Annotated in this window: 16 protein-coding genes; 12 read left to right on the top strand and 4 right to left on the bottom strand. The window is 75.5% G+C overall.

Annotation, left to right across the window (positions count from 1 at the left end; genetic code table 11):
• Positions 1–333: 333 nt before the first annotated feature.
• The 6 genes from BL253_RS13720 (at position 334) to dinB (ending at position 9,911) form a co-directional block, all read left to right on the top strand.
• On the top strand, positions 334–780 hold the full coding sequence (locus BL253_RS13720) for an SAV_6107 family HEPN domain-containing protein (protein WP_241834767.1): 447 nt from the start codon (positions 334–336) through the stop codon (positions 778–780).
• Between the two features lie 2 nt (positions 781–782).
• On the top strand, positions 783–1,697 hold the full coding sequence (locus BL253_RS13715) for a hypothetical protein (RefSeq protein ID WP_241834766.1): 915 nt from the start codon (positions 783–785) through the stop codon (positions 1,695–1,697).
• Complete coding sequence (locus BL253_RS13710; protein WP_076816963.1) at positions 1,698–3,431, top strand: DNA polymerase Y family protein; 1,734 nt, start codon at positions 1,698–1,700, stop codon at positions 3,429–3,431.
• A gap of 302 nt (positions 3,432–3,733) precedes the next feature.
• On the top strand, positions 3,734–7,705 hold the full coding sequence (locus BL253_RS13705; protein ID WP_076817074.1) for an error-prone DNA polymerase: 3,972 nt from the start codon (positions 3,734–3,736) through the stop codon (positions 7,703–7,705).
• A gap of 179 nt (positions 7,706–7,884) precedes the next feature.
• Positions 7,885–8,685, top strand: coding sequence for a methyltransferase domain-containing protein (locus tag BL253_RS13700; protein WP_076816961.1), 801 nt, complete (start codon positions 7,885–7,887; stop codon positions 8,683–8,685).
• Positions 8,686–8,711: 26 nt separating this feature from the next.
• Positions 8,712–9,911, top strand: coding sequence for a DNA polymerase IV (gene dinB / locus BL253_RS13695; protein WP_241834765.1), 1,200 nt, complete (start codon positions 8,712–8,714; stop codon positions 9,909–9,911).
• 18 nt (positions 9,912–9,929) lie between these two features.
• On the opposite strand, the gene BL253_RS13690 is transcribed toward dinB, so the two are convergent.
• From BL253_RS13690 to BL253_RS13675, 4 genes are all read right to left on the bottom strand, one after another.
• A complete protein-coding gene (locus BL253_RS13690; RefSeq protein WP_076816957.1) occupies positions 9,930–10,328 on the bottom strand; it encodes a DUF3040 domain-containing protein in 399 nt (132 codons plus the stop codon).
• Positions 10,329–10,729: 401 nt separating this feature from the next.
• Entirely contained in the window at positions 10,730–14,299 is a 3,570-nt protein-coding gene (locus tag BL253_RS13685; protein WP_076816955.1) for a transglutaminase TgpA family protein, read from the bottom strand.
• A 47-nt stretch (positions 14,300–14,346) separates the two neighbouring features.
• Positions 14,347–15,840 carry a DUF58 domain-containing protein gene (locus BL253_RS13680; protein ID WP_081438288.1) on the bottom strand — a complete coding sequence of 498 codons (1,494 nt, stop codon included), beginning with the start codon at positions 15,838–15,840 and terminating at the stop codon, positions 14,347–14,349.
• 9 nt (positions 15,841–15,849) lie between these two features.
• Positions 15,850–16,881, bottom strand: a complete 1,032-nt coding sequence (locus BL253_RS13675; RefSeq protein WP_076816953.1) for an AAA family ATPase — start codon at positions 16,879–16,881, stop codon at positions 15,850–15,852.
• A gap of 779 nt (positions 16,882–17,660) precedes the next feature.
• On the opposite strand from BL253_RS13675, the gene mraZ reads away from it, so the two are divergent.
• From mraZ to BL253_RS13645, 6 genes are all read left to right on the top strand, one after another.
• The gene (gene mraZ, locus BL253_RS13670) at positions 17,661–18,092 is read left to right on the top strand and encodes a division/cell wall cluster transcriptional repressor MraZ (protein WP_076816951.1); all 432 of its coding nucleotides are present in this window, start codon (positions 17,661–17,663) and stop codon (positions 18,090–18,092) included.
• Positions 18,093–18,560: 468 nt separating this feature from the next.
• A complete protein-coding gene (rsmH, locus tag BL253_RS13665; RefSeq protein ID WP_076816949.1) occupies positions 18,561–19,571 on the top strand; it encodes a 16S rRNA (cytosine(1402)-N(4))-methyltransferase RsmH in 1,011 nt (336 codons plus the stop codon).
• A complete protein-coding gene (ftsL, locus tag BL253_RS42255; protein ID WP_076816948.1) occupies positions 19,568–20,287 on the top strand; it encodes a cell division protein FtsL in 720 nt (239 codons plus the stop codon). Before rsmH ends, ftsL begins: the two co-directional genes overlap by 4 nt.
• Complete coding sequence (locus BL253_RS13655) at positions 20,284–22,398, top strand: peptidoglycan D,D-transpeptidase FtsI family protein (RefSeq protein ID WP_158230355.1); 2,115 nt, start codon at positions 20,284–20,286, stop codon at positions 22,396–22,398. The genes ftsL and BL253_RS13655 overlap by 4 nt, the downstream gene beginning before the upstream one ends.
• 167 nt (positions 22,399–22,565) lie before the next feature.
• On the top strand, positions 22,566–24,191 hold the full coding sequence (locus tag BL253_RS13650; RefSeq protein ID WP_076816946.1) for a UDP-N-acetylmuramoyl-L-alanyl-D-glutamate--2,6-diaminopimelate ligase: 1,626 nt from the start codon (positions 22,566–22,568) through the stop codon (positions 24,189–24,191).
• Entirely contained in the window at positions 24,188–25,657 is a 1,470-nt protein-coding gene (locus BL253_RS13645) for a UDP-N-acetylmuramoyl-tripeptide--D-alanyl-D-alanine ligase (RefSeq protein ID WP_076816944.1), read from the top strand. Before BL253_RS13650 ends, BL253_RS13645 begins: the two co-directional genes overlap by 4 nt.
• The last annotated feature ends 161 nt before the right edge of the window (positions 25,658–25,818 follow it).

The following is a 25,818-nucleotide window of genomic DNA, read 5'->3' as shown; positions in this document are numbered from 1 at the left end:
GCGCCGGGTCGGCGGCACTGACAAGGCCAGCACTGACAGGACCAGCGCTGACGACGCCAGCGAGCACGACGCCAGACCGGAGGGTGGGACATGACCAGCCAGCCGACTCCACACCAGCCAGCTCAGCCCGCGCCGCGTCACCCGGCCGTGCGCCAGCAGTCCGTCCCGGGGCCCCCGCCGGATCGGCGGAGCCGATCTGGCAGGTCCGAGCAGCCCGTGTGCCAGCAGCCCACCCTGTACCCGGTACGGCACCGGCCCCCGCAGGCACCACAGCCCCCGCTCTCCCAGCAGTCTGCCTCGGGGGTGCGACAGGGCTCCTCCGATGATCGCCGCGTGGCGGTCCCGGCGGCCGGGATGCCGCGCCGTTCCCGGGACGACCTGCTGGCCGCGGCCAGGCACGGGCTGGCCGAGGCGGCGTTCGCCCATCCGGCGGGGGAGCGGTACGCCCTCGCGCACCTCGCCGCGCTGCGGGTGGCCGCGGCCGTACTGGCGGACCGGGCGAAGCCCCGGCCGGGCCGGCGCGGCCGGCCGGTGAGCGCCTGGCGGCTGCTGGCCCAGGTCGTCCCGGCGCTGGACGAGTGGGCGGACTTCTTCGCCGCGGGCGCGCCGCGGCGGGCGGCGGCGGAAGCCGGGCTGTCGGTCGTGACCGCCCGCGAGGCCGACGATCTCGTCCGGCAGGTGGAGATCTTCCTTGGCGTGGTGGAGGAGGTCCTCGGCCTGCCATCCCAGCCGGCGCTCACCGGGACGGTGCCGGGGACGGCCCGTTCCGGGACGGAGTAGCCGTGGCACCCGCCAGGGCGGCCGATCCGGTCCGCCCCTCTCCTGGCGGTTCCTCTCGCGAGGGCCGGAGTGTCCGCGACGCCCGCGACGCCCATGCGGCTCGTGAGGCGTCCCCGGGGGAACGGCCCGTCACCGGGCTCGCCGCGCCGGTGGTGGCCGCGCTGCGTGACCTGCGGGAGCTGCGTGACCTGCGGGAGATCGCCGGCGGCCCGGATGGTCGGGCCGACCCGCCGGACCTCACCGATCCGGACCGGATGCTGCCGGTGCCGGCGGCGCTGGCCGCGCTGCTGCCCCGGCGCGGGCTGCCGCGCGGGGCGACGGTGGCCGTCGAGGGGTCGGCGGCGCTGCTGCTCACCGTGCTCGCCGAACCGTCGAGGGCCGGGGCATGGTGCGCGGTGGTCGGCTGTCCCACGCTCGGCCTGCTCGCGGCGGCCGAGGCGGGGATCGCGCTGGAGCGGCTGGTCCTGGTACCCGAGCCGGGGCCGCGCTGGCCGGTGATCGTCGCCGCGCTGATCGACGCCCTGGACGTGGTCGCGGTCCGCTCGCCGGCGCGGGGCGGCGCGGCCGGGACGGCCAGCGCGCCCCGGCGGCTCTCGGCCCGCGCCCGGGAGCGGGGCTGTGTGCTGCTTCCGATCGGGGAGGGATGGGACGGCGCCGACCTGCGGCTGGCCGCCGAGGAGCGCTCCTTCCACGGCCTCGGCCAGGGGCACGGCCACCTGCGCGGGGCCCGGCTGCTGGTCCGGGTGTCCGGTCGCGGTGCCGCCGCCCGCCCGCGCCACGGCTGGCTCGCCGTCGCCGGCGCGGATCCCGTCGCCAGCCTGGACGGCGTCGCCGCCCGCGACGGCGGCGCCGGCTCGCCACCCAGGGAAGAGGCACGGCCCGCGCCGGGCCCGCCCTCCGTCGAGGGGGCGGCGTAGATGCCTGTGCGAATGCTTGCCCTGCACTGCGGGGACTGGCCGACGACGGCCGCGGGAGCCAGCCCCGAGGTGCCCGCCGCTGTCATCGAGGCGAACCAGGTCGTGGCGGTGACCAGGGCCGCCCGCGCCGCCGGCGTGCTGCCCGGGCTGCGCCGTCGCGACGCCCAGGGGCGCTGCCCCGAGCTGCGGCTGCTTCCCGCCGACCCGGAGCGGGACGCCCGGGTGTTCGAGCCGGTGGTGGCCGCCGTCGAGACCGTGGTGCCCGGCGCCGAGGTGACCCAGCCCGGCGACTGCCTCATACCCGTCCGCGGTGCCGCCCGCTACTTCGGCGCCGAGGCACTGGTGATCGCCCAGGTCCGCGGCGCGGTCGCCGCCGCGCTGGCCGCCGTGGCGGCCGGTGGGGCCGCCACGGCCGGCGGGCCGCGCGGCTCGGCCCGCCGGAGTGGCCCGAGAGGCCTGGGTGACAGGGCCGGTCTGGCTGACGGGGGAGGTCAGGGCAGGGGCTCGGCCGCGGTGGCGCTGTGCTCCTTCGGAATCGCCGACGGGCCGTTCGCGGCCGCGGTGGCCGCCCGGCTCGGCGAGACCGTGCCGGCCGGTGCCGGTGCGGGCTTCCTCGCGCCGCTGCCGGTGGAACTGCTCGACCGGCCCGAGCTCGCCGGGCTGCTGCGCCGGCTGGGGTTGCCCACCCTGGGCGCGTTCGCCGCGCTGCCCGCGGGGGAGGTGCTCGCCCGGTTCGGCCCGGACGGGGTGCTCGCGCACCGGCTCGCCCGCGGCGATGACGAGCGGCTGCCGGCGCCGCGGGTGGTCCCACCGGATCTCACCGTCGAGACCGAGCTCGACCCGCCGGCCGACAACGTCGACCAGGTCGTCTTCACCGCCCGCCGGCTCGCCGAGGACGCCCACGCCAGGCTGCTGGCCGCGGGGCTGGCCTGCGCCCGGGTCGCCATCGAGGCCGAGACCGAGCACGGCGAGCACCTGCGCCGGGTCTGGCGGCATGACGGCCCGCTGACCGCCGCCGCGATCACCGACCGGATCCGCTGGCAGCTCGACGGCTGGCTGTCCGCCGCGAACGCGGCCGGCGGGCCAGCGGGGCGGGCCGCCCCAGCCGCGATCATTTCTTCCCCGTCGCGGGTGGGGCGGCCTCCCGAACCAGCCCGGATCATCAGGATCCGGGTGACCCCGCAGGACCTGCTCGCCGCCGACGGCCGCCAGCTGGGGCTGTGGGGGGAGCCGGGAGCGGCCGACGGCCGGGTGCGCCGCGCCCTCGACCGGGTGCAGGGGCTGCTCGGGCCGGAGGCGGTCCTCACCGCCGAGGTGCGCGGCGGACGGGACCCGCTCGCGGCGGTCCGACTGGTGCCGTGGGGGGAGCCGCGCGGGCCGCGCGGCCCGGCCGAGGCCGAGCGGGCCGCCGCCCCGTGGCCCGGCCGGCTGCCCCCGCCGGCGCCGGCCACCGTGCTCGTCGAGCCCCGCCCCGCCGAACTGCTCGACGCCGCTGGCGAGTCCGTCGTCGTCAGCGGACGGGCGACGGCCACCGGGGCGCCCACCTGGCTGTCCGTCGACGGCCGCCCGCCGGTCCGGGTCGTCGGCTGGGCCGGGCCGTGGCCGGTCGACGAGCGGTGGTGGGAGGCCGCCGGCCGGCGCCGGGCCCGGTTCCAGCTGGTCACCGAGAACGGCTCGGCCTGCCTCCTGTACGTCGAGGCCGGCCGCTGGTGGTGGGAGGCGTCATACGGCTGAGGGAGGAGAAGTGTCCCGCCGGTGGGCAAGATCGCCGGCGGGTGGGGGGATGACTCGTCCCAGTCGCGTTGACGGATTGGTCATGGTTTGGCTAGCCACAGCGGCAGGTAGCCGCGCAGGCGTTCCCCACGAAGCCCGCCCGCCGCGAGCGAAGCGATGTGGCCCCACGGACAAGCCTGCCGTGGATTGGTGAAGTGAAGCGGCAGGTGACCGTGCTGGGCGCGGTGCTCGCACGGAGCGAACTAGGAGACATGGTGAGTTGGTGGAACCCGGCGGTTTCGTGGATGGAGCTGGAGCGGCGGATGTCCGGCCGGCCGGCGCGCCCGGGCGAGGAGCGGGAGGCGCCGGCGGGTGACGGTGGGGACGCCCCGGCGTGGACGCGGCATCGCGAGGCGTTCCGGCCCTCCCCGGAGCTGGTGGCCACGGCGGCCGCGCGCGGTGGTGACGGCGCTGCGCTGGCGGGCGAGCCATACGCGGAGCTGCACTGCCACTCCGCCTTCAGCTTCCTCGACGGGGCCAGCCAGCCGGAGGATCTTGTCGAGGAGGCCGCCCGGCTGGGGCTGTCCGCGCTGGCCCTCACCGACCACGGCGGCATGTACGGGGTGGTCCGGTTCGCGGAGGCGGCGGGCGAGGTGGGCCTGCCGACGCTCTACGGGGTGGAGGTCTCCCTCGACCTGGCCGCCCCGCGCCCGGGCACGCCCGACCCCGACGGGGAGCACCTGCTCGTGCTGGCCCGCGACCCCGAGGGATACCGACGGCTGTCCAGGGCCGTGTCCGACGCGCACCTGGCCGGCGGGGAGAAAGGCCGCCCGCTGACCAGCCTGGACGTGCTCGCCGCCGCGGCGGGCGAGGGACACTGGCAGATCCTCACCGGCTGCCGCAAGGGGGTGGTACCGGCCGCCCTGGCCGCCGGCGGGGTCGACGCCGCCCGGGACAGCCTGGACGGGCTGGTCGCCCGGTTCGGCCGGGACAACGTCGCCGTCGAGCTGTGGGACCACGCCCAGCCGCTCGACTCCGCCCGCAACGACACCCTGTACGAGCTCGCCCAGGAGGCCGGGCTGGCCTGCGTCGCCACGAACAACGTCCACTACGCCACCCCGTCGGCGGGCCGGCTCGCCGCCGTGATGGCCGCGATCCGCGCCCGGCGCGCCCTCGACGAGATGGATGGCCACCTGCCCCCGGCCGGCTGTGCGCACCTGCGGTCCGGCGACGAGATGGCCGGCCGGTTCACCCGCTACCCGGGCGCGGTGGCGACGGCCGCCCGGATCGGCGCCGAATGCGCCTTCGACCTTCGCCTCGTCGCGCCCCGGCTGCCGGACTTCCCGGTGCCGCCCGGGCACACCGAGGCCAGCTGGCTGCGGCTGCTGACCACGCAGGGCGCCGCCCGCCGCTACGGCCCGCCGGGGCGGGAACGGGTGGACGGCGCCTACGACCAGCTCGCCCACGAGCTCACCCTGATCGAGTCGCTCGGCTTCCCCGGCTACTTCCTGATCGTCCACGACATCGTCGAGTTCTGCCGCCGGGAGGACATCCTCTGCCAGGGCCGCGGCTCGGCGGCGAACTCGGCCGTCTGCTACGCGCTGGGCATCACCGGCGTCGACGCGGTCTCCTTCGGCCTGCTGTTCGAGCGCTTCCTCGCCCCGGAGCGCGACGGCCCGCCCGACATCGACCTGGACATCGAGTCGGGCCGGCGCGAGGAGGTCATCCAGTACGTCTACGGCCGCTACGGCCGGGACCGGGCCGCCCAGGTGGCCAACGTCATCAGCTACCGGTCCCGCTCGGCGGTGCGGGACGTCGCCCGCGCGCTCGGCTTCTCGCCCGGCCAGCAGGACGCCTGGTCCACCGGCATAGACCGCTGGTCCCCCCTGCCCGCCACCACGGCGGCGACCATCCCGGCGCAGCCCACCCCGCCCCTGCCCCAAGCCGCCACGGCCGCCACGGCCCCGCCCATTCCAGCCCGGGCGGCGGCCCCCGCCGTGGTGATTCCGGTCAGCACGGCGAGAACCGCCCAGACCGCAGGTGAACCCGCCGCCGCCCCGGCCACGCCCTCCGGCCCCGGCATCCGCTCAGACGGTGTGGAGGATCCGCTCAGGCGCCATGGGGTCGAGGAGGCCCGGTCACGCCCCACACCGCCTGACAGGACGGGTGCCCGCCCCGAGCCCCCTGGCGGAACGGCTGTTCCCCCCGAGCCACGGGACCGGATCGGGCCGGAGATCCCGGATGAGGTGGTGGGGCTCGCCGGGCAGCTGCTGGGGTTTCCCCGGCACCTGGGCATCCACTCGGGCGGGATGGTGATCTGCGACCGGCCGGTGGCCGAGGTGGTGCCGGTGGAGTGGGCGCGGATGCCCGGGCGGACCGTCATCCAGTGGGACAAGGACGACTGCGCGGTCGCGGGGCTGGTCAAGTTCGACCTGCTGGGCCTGGGGATGCTCGGCATGCTGCACGGCGCGTTCGAGCTGATCCGCGCTCACCACGGCCGCGACCTGGACCTGGGGGAGCTCCCGCAGGAGGACATGGCGGTCTACGACATGCTCTGCGACGCAGACTCCATCGGGGTGTTCCAGGTGGAAAGCCGCGCCCAGATGGCGACCCTGCCCCGGCTGCGCCCGCGCCGCTTCTACGACCTGGTCGTCGAGGTGGCCCTCATCCGGCCCGGCCCGATCCAGGGCGGCTCGGTACACCCCTACATCCGGCGCCGCAATGGTACCGAGAAGGTCACCTACCCCCACCCCCTGCTGGAGCGTTCCCTGAAGAAGACCCTGGGGGTCCCGCTCTTTCAGGAGCAGCTGATGCAGATGGCCATCGACATCGCCGGGTTCACGGCGGCCGAGGCCGACCAGCTGCGCCGGGCGATGGGCGCCAAACGGGCGRCCGAGCGGATCGACCGGCTGCGGACCCGCTTCTACGAGGGCATGGCCGCGAACGGGATCCTGGGGGAGGCGGCCGACGAGCTGTACACGAAGCTCGCCGCGTTCGCGAACTTCGGCTTCCCGGAGAGCCACTCGGTGAGCTTCGCGTTCCTCGTCTACGCCAGCGCCTGGATCAAGCTCTACTACCCGGCGGCGTTCTGCGCGGCGCTGCTCAACGCCCAGCCGATGGGCTTCTACTCCCCGCAGAGCCTCGTCGCCGACGCCCGCCGCCACGGGATCACCGTCCACGGCCCCGACCTGAACGCCTCCGCCGCCGGCGCCATCCTGGAGAACCTCCCATCCCCCCGCCAGCCCGAGGCCGATGGTCCCGCCGGACCCGGAGCTCCCGCCGGATCCGGAGCTCCCGCCGGATCCGGAGCTCCCGCCGGATCCGGGGTTCCCGCCGGATCGACGGAGCTCGCGGATTCGTTCCGGGAGGTCCGGGCGCGCCGGAGGCCGGCGTTCCGGGAGATCCGCTGGGAGGCCATGGCGCCGACCGGCCCGCGCGAGGCAGATGAGCCCGGACCAGGACCCGGACGTGTCGATCCGGTGAGAACCCCCGCGGCCCCGGCCCCGGAAGCCCCGGCGGTGACGCTGGGAAGCCGGGACGCCGGCTGGCTGGTGAACGCCGACCAGGCGGCCGGCCGGTACCCGGCCGTTCGGCTGGGCCTCGCCGGGGTGCGCCTCATCGGCGCGGCGAACGCCGAGAAGATCGTCACCGCCCGGGAGAGGGACGGCCCCTACCGGGACCCGGCCGACCTCGCCCGCCGGACCGGCCTGGCCGCCGCCCAGCTGGAGGCGCTCGCCACCGCCGGCGCGTTCGGCTGCTTCGGGATGGCGCGGCGGGAGGCGCTGTGGGCGGCCGGCGCCGCGGCCCAGGCCCGCCCCGGCCGGCTCGAGGGGATGACCATCGGCGCCGACCCGGCGGCGGTCGCCTCCTGTCTGCCCGGGATGACCGACGCCGAGGAGGCCGTCGCCGACCTGTGGGCGACCGGGATCACCCCTGGCCGGTACCCGACCGAGTTCGTCCGGGACCGGCTGGACGCGCTCGGAGTGGTCGTCGCCTCGGGACTGGCCGGGCTCGACGCGGACCGGCGGGTCGTGGTCGCCGGCGTGGTCACCCATCGACAGCGCCCCGCGACCGCCGGCGGGACCACCTTCCTCAACCTGGAGGACGAGACCGGGCTGGTGAACGTCGTCTGCTCGCGCGGGGTCTGGGTCCGCCACCGGACGGTCGCGACATCCGCGGCCGCGCTGATCGTCAGTGGGAGACTGGAGAAGGCCGACGGCGTGGTGAACGTGATCGCCGAACGCCTGGAACGCCTCCCGATCGCCGTCGCCCGCCGCTCCCGGGACTTCCGCTAGCGCCGGACAGCGGACGCTGTCGCCGTGTCACTTCTACTCGATTACCATCGGTTACTTTGGGGGAGCCGTTGTTACCGAGCGTAGGGGTGGCCGATGTCCCGGTGGATGATGGCGGTCGCCGGTGTCTCCGTGGGTGGGCTGGTCGTCGGCGTGGTCATCGGGTTCTCGCTCCCGGCCCGATGACGGCCGCCCGGCCGCCGGTCCCCTCGTCGGACCCACGGCACGCGGCCGTGTGGCGGGCGCTCGCGGACGTCCTCGCCGTCTCCGGTCCGGTCGGCGAGGGGCTCACCGTCGTCGATGCCGGCGGGGGCAGCGGCGGCTTCGCCGTGCCACTCGCCCAGCGCGGGCATCGGGTCACGGTCGTCGACCCGAGCCAGGACGCGCTCGCCGCGCTCGCCAGGCGCGCCACCGACGCGGGCGTCGCCGACCGCGTGACCGGCCGCCAGGGCGACCTGGCCGAGCTCGCCTCCGCCGCCGGCCCGGCCGTCGCCGCCGCGGGTGGCGCCGATCTGCTGCTCTGTCACGCGGTCCTGGACCAGGTCGAGGCCCCCGAGCAGGCGCTCGCCGCGGCGGTACGGGTGCTGCGCCCCGGCGGCTGGCTGAGCCTGCTTGTCGCCGGCCGGCCCGGTGCCGTGCTCGCCAGGGCGCTCGCCGGCCGGTTCGGCGAGGCGGCTCGGATACTCACAGACCCGATGGGCGAGCCGGGGCCGGGGGAGCCCACCCGCCGCTTCGACACCGCGGAGGCCATGTCCCTGGTGCGCGCGGCCGGCGCCGAGGTGGTCGCGGTCCACGGCGTTCGGGTCTTCGCCGACCTCGCGGCGCCGCCCCCGCCCGCCCGCGGCGAGGGCGAACGGGAGCCGCCCGCCGCCTGGGCCGACCAGCTTGCCGACCTGGAGGCCGCCGTGTCCGCCCGTTCGCCCTATCGCGACCTGGCCGCCCAGCTGCACGTGCTCGCCCGCCGCGCCCCAGCCGCCCCATGACCAGCGAGGCCGGCCCGATGGGTCCCATGGGCAGCGACATCCTGCACGTCGACATGGACGCGTTCTTCGCCGCGGTGACGCTGCTCGGCCGCCCGGAGTTACGCGGCCAGCCGGTGATCATCGGCGGCGGCCCGCGCGGAGTGGTGCTCTCCGCGACCTACGAGGCGCGCGCCTACGGCGTCCACAGCGCCATGCCGCTCGCTCGCGCCCGTCGGCTGTGCCCGTCCGCGCTGGTGCTGCCGCCGGAGCGGGACCGTTACCAGGAGGTCTCGCGACGGGTGATGGCGGTCCTGCGGGACGTGACCCCGCTGGTGGCGCCGCTGTCCGTGGACGAGGCGTTCCTCGATGTCTCCGGCGCCCGACGGCTGTTCGGGACCCCCGTCGAGATCGCCAGGATGATCCGCGCCAGGGTGCTCGCCGACGAGGGGCTCACCTGCTCGGTGGGCGTCGCGCCGACGATGTTCGTCGCGAAGATCGCCTCGACCAGGTGCAAACCGGACGGCCTGCTCGTCGTCCCGCCCGGCGATGTGCTCGCGTTCCTGCACCCGTTGCCGACGTCCGCGCTGTGGGGGGTCGGGCGGGCCACCGAGGCGGCGCTCGACCGGCTCGGCCTGCGCACCATCGGTGACATCGCCGACTGCCCGCTGCTCACTCTGCGCCATGCCCTCGGCGACGCCGCAGCCCAACATCTGCACGCGCTCGCCCACGGCCGCGACGAGCGCGCTGTCGACCCGGACACGACCGAGGTCAGCGTCAGCGCCGAGCACACGCTGTCCGTCGACGTCGCCGAGGCGGACCAGCTCGCGCGTGAGCTGCTGCGCCTGTCCGGCCAGGTGGCCCGCCGGCTGCGGGCACGCGGCCGGGCCACCCGCACGGTCGGAATCAAGATCCGGTTCGCGGACTTCACGACGGTCACGAGGGCGCGCACGCTGCGTGAGCCCACCGACGTCAGCCAGGAGATCTACCGCACGGCACTGGCGCTGTTCCGCGAGGCGGGGATAGCCGGGCGAGCGGTCCGGCTCGTGGGTGTGCGCGCCGCGAACCTCACCGAGGCCGGCGCCACCGGCCACCAGCTCGCCATCGACGAGCGCCCCGCCGCCTGGTCCCAGCTCGACCGGGCCACCGACGCCGCCGGCCACCGCTTCGGCGCGGGCGCCGTAGCCCCCGCAAGCCTCCTACCCCGCCAGCCCCCACCGCCACGCGCCCCGAAGCCCCACAACCCCTGACCGGCCCGGCTCCGCCTGCTAATTCTCCCAGCGTCGGCGCCAGCGTTCCTCGAAGCGTTCGGTGATGCTGGGCCGGGTGCGGCGGCGAGGGGCCCCGCCGGCGCCACGGCGGCCGTGATCGGCGCCCCGGCCGCTCATGCGGCGCAGGTCCGCGGAGCCGCGCAAGGCGGCGGCCAGCATGATCGAGAAGCCGAGAATGCCCAGGACAACGGTCAGGACCGGCATCTGGCTGAGTACGACGCCGACAATCAGCATCGCGAGCCCGAGGACGAACAGTACCGCGTTGCGGCGAATCCGGCGCACCAGATAGGTACGCGGAGTAGCCGAGCGGACAGTGCTCGCAAACTTCGGGTCGTCCTCGACAAGAGCGCGCTCGATCTGCTCGAGCATGCGCTGCTCGTTCTCCGAGAGCGGCATCGACGCTCCTCCCACGGCCGGTAGGACGAACCTAACCAAGGATAGGCATCCGAGAGCGGGCGCGGTAGGCAACCGGCCATCCTAGGTACCCAGCCGTAACACCGAATAGGTACCCCGAGGGCACGCGGGCCCCCGGGTGCGTGCTTCTAGTTCATGGTCGCGTCCCGTTGGGCCGCCTCTGGCCGGTAGGCCCGAGTCAGCCGAACCTCGACACCCCTGTGGACCCAAGCGTAAACAAAACCGTCGGGTGTGGGGTCCCGGGGACTGCCCGACCCGTGTCCGGATCCTGACCTGGCCGGCAGCGGCCTCCGCGCCAGGCGGCTCGGGCGGGCGGGACACCTCCGACGGTGGACCGCCGCGAGGTCAGCCGGCTAGGAACGGCTCGGTCAGGAATGGCCAGGTCAGGACCGCCCGGCAGGCTCAGGGGGCTCCGCGGACTCGCGTTCGGGAGCCGGACCCGCCGCCGGCGGCGAGGCCGGATCGGCGGAGCGTCGTTGCCAGGCGCGCTCGTCGGCCGCGTACGCGCCGGACCGGGTCAGTCTGCGCAGAACGGACGGCGGGGCGACCTGGGCGACCAGCCGGCGGCTGCGCGGCGCCACGGCCAGCAGGGTGTCGATCGCCGTGGTCACGTCGGCCCCGATGGTGTCCGCGCCCTCCCCGAGGGGGGTGCCCGGCGGGGCGTAGCGGACCCGCTCCTCGGCCCAGCCGATCCGGTTGAGGGCCGCCCGAGCCGCGATCACCCGCTCGTCGTCCTCCGCCTCCGGCCCCGCTGACAGATAGGAGGACAGCCGCGCGACCACCATCCGCGGCGAGTCGCTGGGCCGCAGCGGGATGCCGAGGTCCGTCGACACGTCCAACAGCTCCGCCCAGCCGGCCCGCACCCGCGCGCTCGCCCGGGCGGGCGCGTCGCCGGCCGTGCCAGCGGTGACCGCCTCCGCCCGCGGGCCCACCCGCAGTCGCCTGCGGCGGATGACCCGCCGCGCGATGGCCGGCGCGAACAGCAGACCGAGCGCGGCGAGGGCCACCACCAGCCAGATCCCGACCCACAGCGCGATGTGCGCCGCGTGTCCCGTCCCACCCTGTTGGTCCGCCTTGCCGGTACCGGCGCCAGTGTCGACGCCAGGAGTCGCGGTCGCGGCCGGTTGTTGCCCGGTCTCGCTCTGGTGCTGGTCGGGTCCCGGTGCCCAGGTGCTGTCGCCGAGCCCGCGCAGGTCGCCGACCGGGGTCGGGTTGAAGCCGATCCAACCCGTACCGGGCAGCCAGACCTCCGTCCAGGCGTGCCTGTTGCCATCCTTGTAGAGCAGCGTGCCGTCGGCTTGCGGGACGCCGAAGGCGAAGCCGGTCACGACCCGGGCCGGGATGTCGAGCGACCGGGCCAGCGCCGCCATCGCCGTCGCGTAGTCGACGCAGAAGCCGCGTTTCGTGCCGAACAGGAAGTCGGTGAGCGTGCCGGCGACGGCGTCCTGGTCGTAGGTGAACGCGGGCCCGCGCAGGTAGCGCTCGAGCGCGTTGGCCTTGTCGTAGCTGCCGCGGTAGTTCGCCGTCACCTGCCGTGCCAGCGACGCGACCCGCGGGTCGATGGTGGCGGGCAGTTCCCTGTCGACGGCCAGCTCGGCGGGCACCGTGCCGACGGCGGCGCGCTGGGCGGCCGTCGGCGCCGGGATCTGGGCCTGGACCGTGTAGGTGGCGCCGGCGGCCGACGTGCCGACCGCGGCGTAAAGGGTGCTGGTGGCCTTGTTCAGCCACCAGTCGCCCTGGAGCCCGGTGACCGACGTCGGAGCACCGGGCACCGGCAGCTCGGTCTCGCGGAAGCCGGGGTGGACGGCGACCGTCGCGGTGACCGCGGTCGTCGCGACGCCCGCCACGGGACCGGGCAGGCCGGCGGCCAGCTCCGTGTCGTCAGCACCGGGAAGCCGCACCGACGTGAAACTCTGGCCGTCGAACGTGTCCAGCGCCGTCTCCCGCAGGAACTGGAACGCGGCCGGGTTCGCGGTCCGCACGCTCAGCCTCGGCGCGCTGAGGTCGGTCTGGCGCAGGGTATCGGCGAGGTCGGCGGTCGACCGGCCCTCGGGGTTCGCCGGCTGAGGCTCGTCCCCCGGGCCCGCGCTCCGCGTCGCGCCCGGCTGGTCCCCGCCGGCCGCCGGGGTCGCCGGCTGGGTCTGGCCCGGGGTGGACGTGCCCTGGCCGGCCGGGGCCTGGCCTGGGTCGGGCGCGTAGTTCGGCGGCGGGGTGGCGCCGTCGGAGCGCGGGGTGGGCTCGAAGGCGATCCAACCGGTGCCGGGCAGCCAGACCTCCGGCCAGGCGTGCGCGTCGCCGTTGCGGATCAGCCGGCTGCCGTCGGCCTGGCGGACGCCGTCGACGAAGCCGACAGCCACCCGCGCCGGAATCCCCAGCGAACGGACGAGCACCGTCATCGCTGAGGCGAACTGCTCGCAGTAGCCCCGCTTGCTCCCGAAGAGGAACTCGACGAGTGCCGCCGGCTTGTTCGTCGGCGCGCCGTTCAGGTCGTAGGTGAAGGTGCCGCCGCGGAAGTAGTCCTGGATGGCGCGGACCTTGTCGTAGCTGGTGGAGCGCCCCTGGGCGATCTGCCGCGCGAGCTCGGCGACCCTCGGGTCGAGGCTCTTCGGCAGCGTGACGTCGATGCCGAGATCCTGCGGCCGTGGCCCCGCGGCGGTGAGCTCCTCGGGGGTGGGCGTCGGGACGGCGGCGGTGACGGTGTAGGTGATGCCGGACGCGTTGGCGTGGGCGGCGAAGATGGTGTTGGTGTCGCGGTCGAGCCGCCAGTCGCCGGTGAGGTCCTTGACCGACGTCGGGAGGCCGGGCACGGGAAGGTAGACGTCCGGGTAGCCGGGCCTGATGGAGATCGTCGCGACGGTCTCGCTGGTGGTCAGGCCGGCGGGCGGGCGGGGCAGGCCGTGCTCGATGCGGTCGTCGGTGGTCGCCTCCAGCTGTCGCATGTTGAAGGCGCTGCCGTCGAAGTCGTCCAGCGCCACCTGCCGCAGGTGCAGCGAGGCGTCCGGGTCGTTCGGCCGCAGCACGGTCATCACCGGGCGGTCGGGGTTGTCGTGCAGCCGCTGAGTGAGCGTCGCCATCGGCGGGCTCACCTTGGTCTGCGAGCTTCCTGGGCCGTTCCCGCCTGCCGCCCCCTTGTCACGGTTGACCAGGCCGTTGCCGTTCAGCGATGGCGTGACCACCGGGACCAGCACGGCGAGCAGCACGGCGCCGAAGGCGACCCGGCCGGCCAGGCCCCCCAGCAGCAGCTGGGAGCGTCCCTGGCCGTGGGTGGTGACGAGGCGTCCCCACCGCCCGATCACGGTGCGCCCGTCGAGCATGAGCAGCGCCAGGAAGCCGAGCACGCCGAGGGCGAACGGCACCACGCCGACGCCGCCCGGCAGCACGGCGGCCGGCACCGCGAACAGCCCGAGCAGCGGCAGCCCGGCCAGCGTCGGGCGGCGGGCGGTGACCGCCAGCAGGTCCACGACCAGTGCGACGAGCGCGACGCCGAGAACGGTCAGCACGACCAGGCCCGTCCGGCTCGGCACCGGCGCGGCCAGCCGCGACATGTCGCTTCGGCCGTCGGACATCAGCTCCGTCAGGCGCGCGAGGCTCGCGCCGTTCGGTATGAAGCCGAGCCAGGCCTCCGCGCGCGTGCACAGCCCGGTGAGCGTGAGCAGGAGACCGGCGAGGCTCAGGACGATGGTCGCGGACGGCCCGAGGCCGGCGCGGCGGCCGAGGGCGGCGAGCCCGACGACCACGAGGACGGCCAGCAGCACCGGGCCGAACCACCACCACAGGCCACGGAACAGCGGTGTGAGGGCGAGCGCGCACATCACCGAGGCGAACGCGCCGACGGCCGTGGGCACCCACTGCTCCCGCGCGCTGGAGTGGCCGGCGCTCAGCAGGGTGGTGAGCCGGCGGCCGGCGCTCGCGCCGCCCGGCTGGCGGGCGGCGGGCATGGCGGGCCGAGTCATCGTGGCACCTCGTTCATCGCGGCACCTCGTTCATCGCGGCACCTCGTTCATCGCGGCGCTTCGTGAGTGTCGCTGTCGCCGTCGCGCCCAGCCCAGCGGCGTTGCCGGCGCTCGTCGATACCGGGACGGGCACGACCGCCTGGGACACCGTCGCCAGCGGTCAGGATGGTGGCGCCCGCGCCGTCTGCCGGCCCGGTCTCCGGGGTCCTGGCCGGGCCGTCGGTTCGGCCGTCCTTCCGGCCGACCCAGGGGGCGGCTCCCAGCCAGGGGGTGCCCGGCTGGGAGCCGGCGCGCGACCAGCCGGACGCGTACCGGACGGCGGGCATCGTCACCCGCGGCCACTCGTCGGCGAGCCGGCTGCCGCGCCCGGCGACGAGCACCCGCCAGCCGGCGCGGGTGAACGCCAGCTCGCAGCCGGCGAGGTCGGTGGCGGCCGCCGGGTCCTGGCCCCAGCGGGACAGGTCGACGAGCACGGCGACGGCCGGCGCCGAGCGCGGCCGCATCGCGCCGAGCTTGCGGGCCACCGGCGGCGAGGTGTGCCCGAGGACGAGCACCAGCGTCCCGCCGTCGCCGGCCGCGACCGCCGCGTACGCCGCGTTCGGGTCGAACGTCGGGACCTGAGTCACCGTCGAGAGCTCGTCGAGCAGCGGGTTCACGTTGCCGGCGGCCGCGACGGCCGCGAGCCCGCGATGGGTGACCAGCCGGACGCCGTAGCCGCTGCGTGCCAGGTGAGCGCTGATCGAGCCGGCCGCGCTGACCGCCCACTCGAACGGTGATCCCGGGCCGACGTAGTGGCCCCACGACCCCAGATGGTCGTCGAGCAGCACCGTCGCGCCGCCCACCCGCGGCTTCTCCTCCCGGCGGACCATCAGCTCGCCGACCCGGGCGGTGGTGCGCCAGTGCACCCGGCGCAGGTCGTCGCCGGACCGGTAGGGCCGGGTGGTGACCTCGTCCTCGCCGTGCAGTGCGGAGCGACGCCGCGTGGAGACCGCGGCGTGCGGTTCCGCGCGGGTGGCGGGCAGCAGCTCGATCTTTGGCGTCACGACCAGCTCGTCGCGGCTGCGGAACGCGCGGGTCAGCTCACAGAACCCGAACGGGTCGGCGAGGCGGATCGACATCGGGCCCAGCTGGTAGCGCCCGCGGTGCGTGGCGCGCAGCTCGTAGGACAGGTCCCTGGTGCCGCCCGGCTCGATCCGGTCGAGGACGAAACGGGCCTGGGCGCCGAGCGCCTCCGGTACCCGGTCCTCGACGAGCAGCACCGACGTGGGCAGCCTGYTCATGTTGTCCAGCCGGACATGCACCTGCGCGGTCCGGCCGGCGGCGACCCGAGGCGGGTCGATCCGTCGGGTGCAGGCGAGCCGGTAGCGCGTCCTGGAGACGAACACGGCGGCCGACAGCGGCAGCAGCACCAGTAGAAGAGCCACCCGCAGCAGGTCCTGCTCGCCGAGCACCAGCGCGGAGACGGCGCAGGCACCGCCCGCGGCCAGGAACGAGCGGCCGCGGACGGTCAGTCCGCGCAGGGCGGCGGCGAGGTCGCGCACCGCGGTCCGTCAGTGCCCGCGTCGCGGCGGCCTGGCGGCCGGGCCGGGACGGGGGATCGGCGTGCGGGCGACGATGTCCGCGAGCAGCCGGGCGGCGATGTCGACGACCGGGTCGCCGGACATCGCCAGCTCCGGGCGCAGCAGCAGCCGGTGGGCGAGCACCGGCACCAGCAGCGCCTGTATGTCGTCGGGCAGGACGAACGACCGGCGGTCGAGCGCGGCCGCGGCCCTGGCCGTGCGGATCAGGTGCAGCGCCGCGCGCGGGGAGGCGCCGAGCATGATCTCGGGATGACGGCGGGTGGCGCCCACCAGCTCCACGACGTACTGGCGGACCTCATCGGCGACGTGCACCCCGCGCACCAGGGAGCTCATCTTGGCGATCTCGGCGGCGGAGGTGACCGGGACGACGTCCGCCAGCGGATCGGCGTTGCCATGGTTGTCGAGCATCGAGAACTCGGCGGCGGGCGACGGGTAGCCCATCGAGATCCGGGCGGTGAAGCGGTCGCGCTGCGCCTCGGGCAGCGGCCGGGTGCCCTCCATCTCCACCGGGTTCTGGGTGGCGATCACCATGAACGGTGACTCCAGCCGGTAGCTGACGCCGTCGACGGTGACCTGCTGCTCCTCCATGCACTCCAGCAGCGCGGACTGGGCTTTCGGCTCGGCGCGGTTGATCTCGTCGCCGACGACGATGTTCGCGAACACCGGGCCGGGGCGGAACTCGAAGTCGCGGGTGCCCTGGTTGTAGACGCTCACCCCGGTGACGTCACCGGGCAGCAGGTCCGGGGTGAACTGGATGCGGCGCACCCGCGCGTCGATCGAGCGGGCGAGCGCCTTGGCCAGCATCGTCTTGCCGACGCCGGGCACGTCCTCGATGAGCAGGTGGCYCTCGGCCAGCAGCACGACGAGCGCGGCTCTGATCGCCTCGGGCTTGCCGTCGATCACCGCGGCCACCGAATGCTGGATCCGGTCGGCCACGTCTGCCAGCTGGCCGAGATCGCCAGCCGGGTCGCGCCAGTGCAGGACTCCTGGCTCCGTAGCCACCTAAGGCCCTCCTCCGGGATCAACGGATCGGTCCGGCCCCCGGCGGGAGCTCTCCATTCCCGAGTGTGACATCCCAACGGGCCATCCTTGCGTGCAAGGGGCGTCAAACCGTCATCCGGGGGAGGCGCCTCGCGCCCGTGCGTGGTCGCGTGGTGCGCCGTAGTGACACCAGTGGCCGACGCCATGGGGCGCTGGTTCCGGTCGGGACCGGTCTTGGACTCGTGACGTCCAAGCGGCACGCGACCGAGCTGGCGCGGAGGTCGCCGTAGCGCGCCGCCCGCACGGAGCGAACCAACAACAACCTTCCCGCCCTACCCGGAACCTGCCGGGACGATGGGAACGCGGGATGGCGCCGGGAAGTCCCGACACTTCTGGCGCACTTCTGGCGCGCCGTCCTGGCTCCRCCCATGTCGGTGGACTCCATCACGGAACCTGTGTGGCACCTGTGCGCCCTATCGGTGACGGTGATGGCCCGTGACCAGATTGTGCCGCCTTTACGTCCGTCGAATTGGCGCACTTCTTCGCTGTGCGGAGCCTGGTCCTCCCGGGAGCCGGAGGGCACGCGGAACGGCGTCGTGCCAGCCCCGCGGCGCGGTGGGGGAAGCCACCTCCTCGGGGTGTCGCGGGGGTGTCGGGTGGGGGATAGTGGGGTACAGTGGCGCGCAGTGGGGGAACGACGACGGACTGATGGGCTGTTTGCGGGACCGATGAGCGGGATCTGTGGGGAGACCGTCGGCCGCGGCGCATGACCCCGTGCTGGTGAGCGAGGAGGGGCGCCGGTGTTTCTCGGTAGCCACTCCCCGCGCCTGGACGACAAGGGCCGGCTCACGCTGCCCGCGAAGTTCCGTGAGGAGCTGGAGGGAGGGCTCGTGATTACCAAAGGGCAGGAACGCTGTCTTTATGTGTTCCCCCTGGCCGAGTTCTCCAGAATCAGCGAGTCGCTGCGTACTGCGCCGGTTACGACGAAGTCGTTGCGCGACTACAGCCGGGTCTTCTTCTCCTCGGCGAGCGATGACGTTCCCGACAGACAGGGCCGGATCAACATCCCGCAGGCGCTGCGTGAGTACGCCGGGCTGGCCCGCGACTGCGTCGTCAACGGTGCGAACACCCGGGTCGAGATCTGGGACGCGCAGCGGTGGACGACCTACCTGACCGAGCAGGAGGAGAGCTTCGCGGAGCTGTCCGAGGAGGTGCTGCCCGGCGTCATATAGCGCTCCAGGGCACGTGCTGCCCAGGGACGCTCGCAATACCAAGCTCCAGGAGCACCCGCACCTCTGGGTGCTCCCCGCGGCCCGCGGCCCCGACCCGCGGCGGGCCCGGCTGGCCGGCGAGGACGCGACCAGGTGACCCGACGGGTGACCCCGCCCCCCGGTGGCCTCAGCCAGCGGAACCCTCAACAAGCGGAACAGACGGCCGTCGCGTGTCGAGTTCTCCCCCCGCCTGCCTCCGGGCGCCACTTCCCCGGCGCCCGGCGGCCCGGCGGGGCGGGACCTGGGCGCACGCCGAACCTGCTCGTTCCTCCCGCGGGTGCGCCGCCTCCGGTACGCGCCCAGCGGCCCTCGGCCATCCCACCGGATGGCGTCGACACGGGCAGTCGCGTGCGTGCGTGCTCCGTCCGCTGGGCGCCCCGGCCGCGAGGGACCGGTCAGGAAGGGTCCAGTCGAGAAGGGCGGCGAGCGGTGCAGGCCAGCCACATCCCGGTCCTGCTGGACCGGGTCCGCGCGCTGCTCACCCCGGCGTTACGCCAGCCTGGCGCCGTCGCCGTCGACGCCACCCTCGGCCTCGGCGGGCACGCCGAGGCGCTGCTGCGCGAGCTGCCCGAGCTGCGGCTGGTCGGCCTGGACCGTGACCCGCAGGCGCTGGCCGCCAGTCGCGACCGGCTCGACTTCGCCGCCGGGCGGGTCGAGTTCGCGCACGCCGTCTACGACGAGCTGCCGGACGTGCTGGACGGCCTGGGCATCCGGGCCGTGCAGGCGGTGCTGTTCGACCTCGGCGTCTCCTCGCTGCAGCTGGACACCGACGACCGCGGCTTCGCCTACTCGCGGGACGCCCCCCTGGACATGCGGATGGACACGACAGGCCCGCGCACCGCGGCCGACATCCTCAACACCTACGACGAGGCATCGCTCGCCCGGGTGCTGCGCCGCTACGGCGAGGAGCCGTTCGCCCGGCGGATCGCCGCCGCGGTGGCGGCCGAACGGGCCAGACAGCCGTTCACCACCTCGGCCCGGCTCGTCGAGCTGGTGCGCGCGGCGATCCCGGCGGCGGCGCGGCGCACGGGCGGGAACCCGGCCAAGCGCACGTTCCAGGCGCTGCGCATCGAGGTCAACGGCGAGCTGGACGTGCTGGACCGGGCCCTGCCCGCCTCGCTCGACCGGCTCGCGGTGGGTGGCCGGATCGCCGTGCTCGCCTACCACTCACTGGAGGACCGGATGGTGAAGCGGGCGCTGGTGGAGGTGACCACCAGCCAGGTACCACCCGACCTGCCGGTGGTACCCCCCGAGGCCGAGCCGACCTTCCGGCTGCTCACCCGTGGGTCGCAGGCCGCGTCCGAGGAGGAGGTGACGGCGAACCCGCGGTCCGCGTCCGCCCGGCTGCGCGCCGCCGAGCGGGTCCGCCCAGCCGCCGCAGGAAGACGCCCGGCCACCGCCACGGGAAGAACGGGAAGCTTCAGGGGAGGAACCTCATGACCGCCGCGCCGAACGACGAACAGCTGCCGATGTCGGCCGGCGCGACCGCGTTGGCACCGCAGTCGTCCCCTGCCCCGGCTCCGGCGCCGCGCCCGGCTCGCCAGCCACCGGCACGCCAGCCGCGACCCCGCCGCGTGGGGCAGTCGGCCGCCGCCGCCGCGCCGGCGGCGCGGCCAGCCGCCAGGCCCGGGCCGCGGGCCACCCCGGCGCCGGGACCGACGGCGCTGGCGCGAGCCCGGGCCAAGGCCGCCCGGTCGCAGCGGGCGCCTCGGGCCCCGTTCGTGATCCTGCTGCTCGTACTCATGGGCAGCGGGCTCGTCTGCCTGCTGCTGCTGAACACCTCGCTCAGTGAGAACGCGTTCCAGGAGCACTCGCTGCAGAGCACCTCCTCCGCGCTCGCGGACGAGGAGGAGGCACTCTCGGTCCAGTCCGACCGGCTGTCGGCGCCGGGCGCGCTCGCCGCGCGGGCGCAGGCCCTCGGGATGGCGCCCGGCGAGTTGCCCGAGTACCGGCCGCCTGGCGCCCCGCTGCCGTCTGGCGCCCGGGTGGTCGCCGGCGGCGGGGACGCGAACGGCGGCGTCATCCTCTACGTCGTCCCGGCGCCGGGCCAGCCGGCCGCGACCGCGACCCCGGCCAGCCAGGGACAGGAGCAGGGGCAGCCGGCCGCCGACGGGGCGGCCGGGCAGCCCTCCGGCGCGGGGACCTCCGGGCGGTGAGCTCCACGCTCCTGCCGCCCGGGGGCCGCACACGCCTGCGGCTGGTGACGGAGGGGACGCGGACCGGCTCCGCGCGTGCCGGCCGGCCGACCAGGAGCGACCACGCGCGCACGGCCGCGGCCCGCGCGGCGGCGGCGCGGGCGGCCACCGGGCGCCGGGTTCCCGGTGACCAGCGGCCGCGGCGCCGGCCCGCGCGCGGGCCGCGCCGGCGCGCGCTGGCCAGCTCGCGGCGCAGGCTGCGCATCGGCGTCGTCGTGCTGGTGCTGGTGCTGCTCGTGCTCGCCATTCGGCTGACCCAGCTGCAGGGCTTCAACGCCGGCACCTACGCCCGTCAGGCGGAGCAGCAGCGGATGCACGAGGTCACGCTGCCGGCGGTCCGGGGCGAGATCACCGACCGGCACGGGGCGACGCTCGCCCAGGACATCGACGCGCGTTCCGTGTACGCCAACCCCAGCGTCATCGACGACCCCGCCGCCGTCGCCGCGAAGCTCGCTCCTCTGGTCGGGCTGCCGAAGGACGCGATCGAGAAGCGGATCACCCGGGACCGCAAGCTGCTGTTCGTCTACATCGCCAGAGGGCTGGACCCCGACGTCGAGGCGAAGGTAACGAAGCTGAAGCTCAAGGGCGTCGGCGTGCTCGACGAGCGCCGCCGGGTCTACCCGAACGACACGGTGGCGGGGGGCGTCGTCGGTTACACCCGCTTCGGCGACAACGACCTGCTGGTGGGCAACGGCGGGATCGAGCTCGCCTATGACAGCGTGCTGCGCGGCAAGGACGGCGTCAGCCGGCTGGAGACCGACCCGGCCGGCCGGGAGATCCCGTCGGCGGGCAACAGCGAGAAGGCTCCCGTCGAGGGCTCCGACCTGCGGCTCACCCTGGACACCGACATCCAGTGGGAGGCGCAGACGGCGATCGCCGACGCGGTGCGCGAGAACCAGGCCGCCGCCGGCACCATCGTGATCTTGGATCCGCGCACCGGGGACATCCTCGCGATGGCCGACTCGCCCGACTTCGACCCGAACAACGTCGGCAAGGCCAATCAGGACGTGCTCGGCAATCGAGCCACCGGGTTCGCGTTCGAGCCCGGCAGCGTGGAAAAGGTCATCCCGATGGCCGCCGCGCTCGACCGCGGCCTGATCACCCCGACGACCCCGGTCACGGTCCCCCCGAGCATCCGCCGCGGCGGCTCGTCGATCGGCGACTCGGAGACGCACGGGACGCTGCAGCTCACCGCCGCTGGCGTGCTCGCGCACTCCAGCAACATCGGCACCGTGCTGATCTCGGAGAAAGTCGGCGCCGTGGGCCTCGAGGCGACGATGCGCGACTTCGGCCTCGGCCAGCCCACCGCGCTCGGCTTCCCCGGCGAGAGCGGCGGGCAGCTCGCCCCGTCGACGAAGTGGTCGACCTCGCAGGCGGCCACCATCGCCTTCGGCCAGGGGATGAGCGTGACGGCCCTGCAGATGGCGTCGGTCTACGCGACGATCGCCAACGGCGGGGTGCGGATGACGCCGCGGCTGGTCGACGCGATCGGCCCGAGCGGCGGCGCGATGGTCCCGACTCCGCGGGCGCCCGGCGTGCGGGTCGTGAGCGAGCAGACCGCGCGCACGCTGTCCGACATGCTCGAGCAGGTCATCACGACGCACGGCACCGCGCCCGCCGCCGCCGTGCCCGGCTACCGGGTCGCGGGCAAGACCGGCACCGCCTACCAGATCGTCCCGTCCTGCGGCTGTTACCTCGGCAAGGACGGGCGAAGCTACGTCTCCTCGTTCATCGGTTACGCCCCGGCCGACCACCCGCGGGTCGTGATCGCCGTCGTCCTGGACAACCCGAAGGTGGAGCACTTCGGCGGTGTCGCCGCGGCGCCGGCGTTCCAGAAGGTGATGACCTTCACCCTCGCCACGCTGGGCGTGCCGCCGGCCGGCGCCGCGGCGCCCCACCTGCCGCTTACCCAGCCCGGCGCCGCCGCCGACGGGGAGGCCACCGGCCAGACAACGGCCGGCGGGGCCGGTGAGGCCGCCGGCGGCGTGGCGCCTCCACCAGGCGGGTCCCCGGCGGATGCCGCCGTCCAGGGGACGAACCCGGCGGCGGGCGGCTCGCCGCCAACCGGATGAGCGGGCGGCCGAAGCGATGAGCGCGCGTTGGAGGGGCAAAGGATGTACGAGAACGCTCTTCCTTCGCGTGCCCGGCGACCGGCTTTCTCAGGGCTGCCGACACGGCCACGCGGCGACACCCACGGCAGGCGTCGGGCGTCGTCAGGTGCCCTACTAAGGTCGACAGCGTGACCTCTCCGGCCCTGCGCCCGGCCCACTCGCCGGCGCGGACGCTCACCGAGCTGCGCGGTCTGCTCGCCGGCCTCGGGAGGCTCGCGTCCGCCGGCGCGCCCGGTGCCCCGGTCCTCGCCGCCGACGACGCCGTGCTGCGCGGTGTCACCCACGACTCCCGCGCCGTGCGCCGCGGCGACCTGTACGCCGCGCTGCCCGGTGCCCACGCGCACGGGGCCGCGTTCGCCGCCGCCGCCCTCGCCGCGGGCGCCGAAGCGGTCCTCACCGACCCGGCGGGCGCGGCGATGCTCGGTGACGCCGCCGCCGTGCCGGTGGTCGTGACCGCGAGCCCGCGCCGCGACCTCGCCCAGGTCGCCGACTGGCTCTACGGCCAGCCGTCACGCCAGCTCACCCTGCTCGGCATCACCGGGACCAACGGCAAGACCACGTCGGCGTTCCTCGTCGACGCGGGCCTGCGGGCCGCCGGCCACCGCACCGGGCTGCTCGGCACCGTCGAGACCCGCGTCGGCGACGAGCGGATCGACTCGGTGCGCACCACCCCGGAGTCCGCCGACCTGCAGGCGCTGTTCGCGGTGATGGTCGAGCGCGGAGTCACGGCGGCGACGATGGAGGTCTCCAGCCACGCGCTGGCCCAGCACCGCGTCGACGGGCTGCGCTTCGCGGGCGCGCTGTTCACCAACCTCAGCCAGGACCACCTCGACTACCACCCGACGATGCGGGACTACTTCGAGGCGAAGGCGAAGCTGTTCGAGCCGGAGCGGTCCGCCGTCTCCGTCATCGGTACCGACGCGGCGGCCGGCGCCTGGGGGGCCGAGCTCGCCGCCCGGATCCCCGGAGCCGTCACCTACGCGCTCGAGCCGCCCGCCGACTGGTGGCCGGACGACCTGGCCATCGGCGAGCGGGGCAGCACATTCACCGCCCGGGGGCCCGGCGGGCTGGAGGTTCCGGTCCAGGTCCCGCTGCCCGGGCGGTTCAACGTCGCCAACGCCCTCGGCGCGCTCGCGCTGCTCGTCGCCGCCGGGGTTCCGGCCGAGGCGRCCGCCGCCGGGATCGGGGAGCTCCCCGGCGTCCCCGGCCGGATGGAACGGGTGGAGGCCGGGCAGCCCTACCTCGCGCTGGTCGACTACGCGCACACCCCGGACGCGGTGAAGACCGTGCTCACGTCGGTGCGTGGCCTGGTCACCGGCCGGCTGATCGTCGTCCTCGGCTGCGGCGGTGACCGGGACCGGGCCAAACGCCCCCTGATGGGCGCCGCGGCGGCGCGGCTGGCCGACCTCGCGTTCTTCACCAACGACAACCCACGCTCCGAGGACCCGGCGGAGATCCTCGCCCAGATGAGCGCGGGCGCCGCCCAGGCCGGGGGCACGGTGGCGGCGAAGGTCACCGTCATCCCCGACCGGGCCGAGGCGATCGCCGCCGCGGTCGCCGAGGCCGGCCCCGGCGACGCGGTCGTCGTCGCCGGCAAGGGCCACGAGCGCGGGCAGGAGCAGCACGGCGTGGTGACCCCGTTCGACGACCGCGAGTCGCTCGCCGCCGCGATCGCCGCGGCGCCCGGCGGCCCGGCCGGCGCTGGCGGGACCGCCGGCGGCGCGGGCACGGGATCACCGGGGGTGCGCCGGTGATCCCGGTGACGCTCGCCGAGGTGGCGGCGGCCACCGGCGGCCGCCTCGACGGTGGCGCCGACCCTTCCGCGCTCGTCACCTCGGTGGTCGTCGACTCGCGGCTGGCGCAACCGGGGGCGCTGTTCGTCGCGCTGCCGGGCGAGCGGGCCGACGGGCACGACTTCGCCGCGACCGCGGTGACCGCCGGGGCGGTGGCGGTGCTCGCGGCCCGCCCGGCAGGCGTCCCGGCGGTGCTGGTGGCCGACCCGGCGGCCGGGCTGGCGGCTCTCGCCGGGCATGTCCGGGACCTCGCGAAGGCCGCGGTGCTGGCGGTCACCGGCTCGTCCGGCAAGACGACCACCAAGGACCTTCTCGCCGACCTGCTCGGAGCGCTCGGCCCGACGATCGCCCCGCCCGGCTCGTTCAACAACGAGATCGGGCTGCCGCTGACGCTGCTGCGCCTCGAGGAGAGCACCGAGTACGCCGCCCTGGAGATGGGCGCCCGCGGGATCGGCCACATCGCGGCGCTGTGCGAGATCGCCCGGCCGCACGTCGGGCTGGTGCTGAACGTCGGCTCGGCGCATGTCGGCGAGTACGCCGACGGGCGCGCCGGCATCGCCCAGGCCAAGGGCGAGCTCGCCGAGGCCGCGACCGACACGGTCGTGCTCAACGCCGACGACCCGCTGGTCGCGGCCATGCGGGCTCGGGCGACGGGCCGGGTGGTGACGTTCGGCCTCGCGCCGGACGCCGACGTGCGCGCCGAGCGGGTCGAGATCGATCATGCTGGCCAGGCCTCGTTCGACCTGCTCGCCGACGGCGAGCGCCACCGGGTGGCGCTCGCGCTGGTCGGCGCCCACCAGGTGAGCAACGCGCTGGCCGCGGCCGCCGCCGCGGGCGCCGTCGGGATGACGCCCGCCGCCGCGGCCGCGGCGCTCGCCGCCGCTCGGCCGCGCAGCCGCTGGCGCATGGAGGTGACGACCACTCCGGCGGGGCTGGTCATCGTCAATGACGCCTACAACGCCAACCCGGAGTCGATGCGCGTCGCCCTGCGCGCGCTCGTCGACCTCGGCCGCGTCTCGCCGGACCAGGTCGACCCGGTCACGGACCCGGACGCCGCGCCCGGCGGAGCCCGGCGCCGTCGGACGTGGGCCGTGCTCGGCCCGATGGGGGAGCTCGGCGCCGCGGCGGACGACGCGCACGCCGAGCTGGGCCGGTTCGCCGCCGAGCTCGGGATCGACCAGGTGCTGGCCGTCGGCGAGGTGGCCCGCCCGCTCGCCGAGGCCGCCGCGGCGGCCGGCGCGCGAGCCGCCTGGGTCAGCGGCCTCGACGAGGCGGCTGACCACCTCGCAGGGGCCGGCCTGCGTGCCGGTGACGTCGTGCTGGTCAAGGCCAGCCGGTCCTACGGGCTGGAGCGGCTCGCGCGGGTGCTCGCCGAGCCTCGTGGCGACCAGCACGGCCGGGGCGACGGCCGGGGCGACGGCCGGTGAGCCGGCGCCGCGGACCGGCCGGAGGGATGACAGGGTTCCCGCCGGATCCGGGGTCCCTGCCGGATCGACGGAGCTTGCGGACGGGGTCCCTGCCGGATCCGGGGTTCCTGCCAGATCGACGGAGCTTGCGTAGTCGATCTGGGAGGTCCGGAAGCCGATCT

Origin of the sequence: Pseudofrankia asymbiotica, assembly GCF_001983105.1 — a bacterium.
GTDB lineage: Bacteria > Actinomycetota > Actinomycetes > Frankiales > Frankiaceae > Pseudofrankia > Pseudofrankia asymbiotica.
The sequence above is the reverse complement of the archived record's forward strand: the minus strand, read 5'-3'. Positions and strand labels throughout refer to the sequence as shown.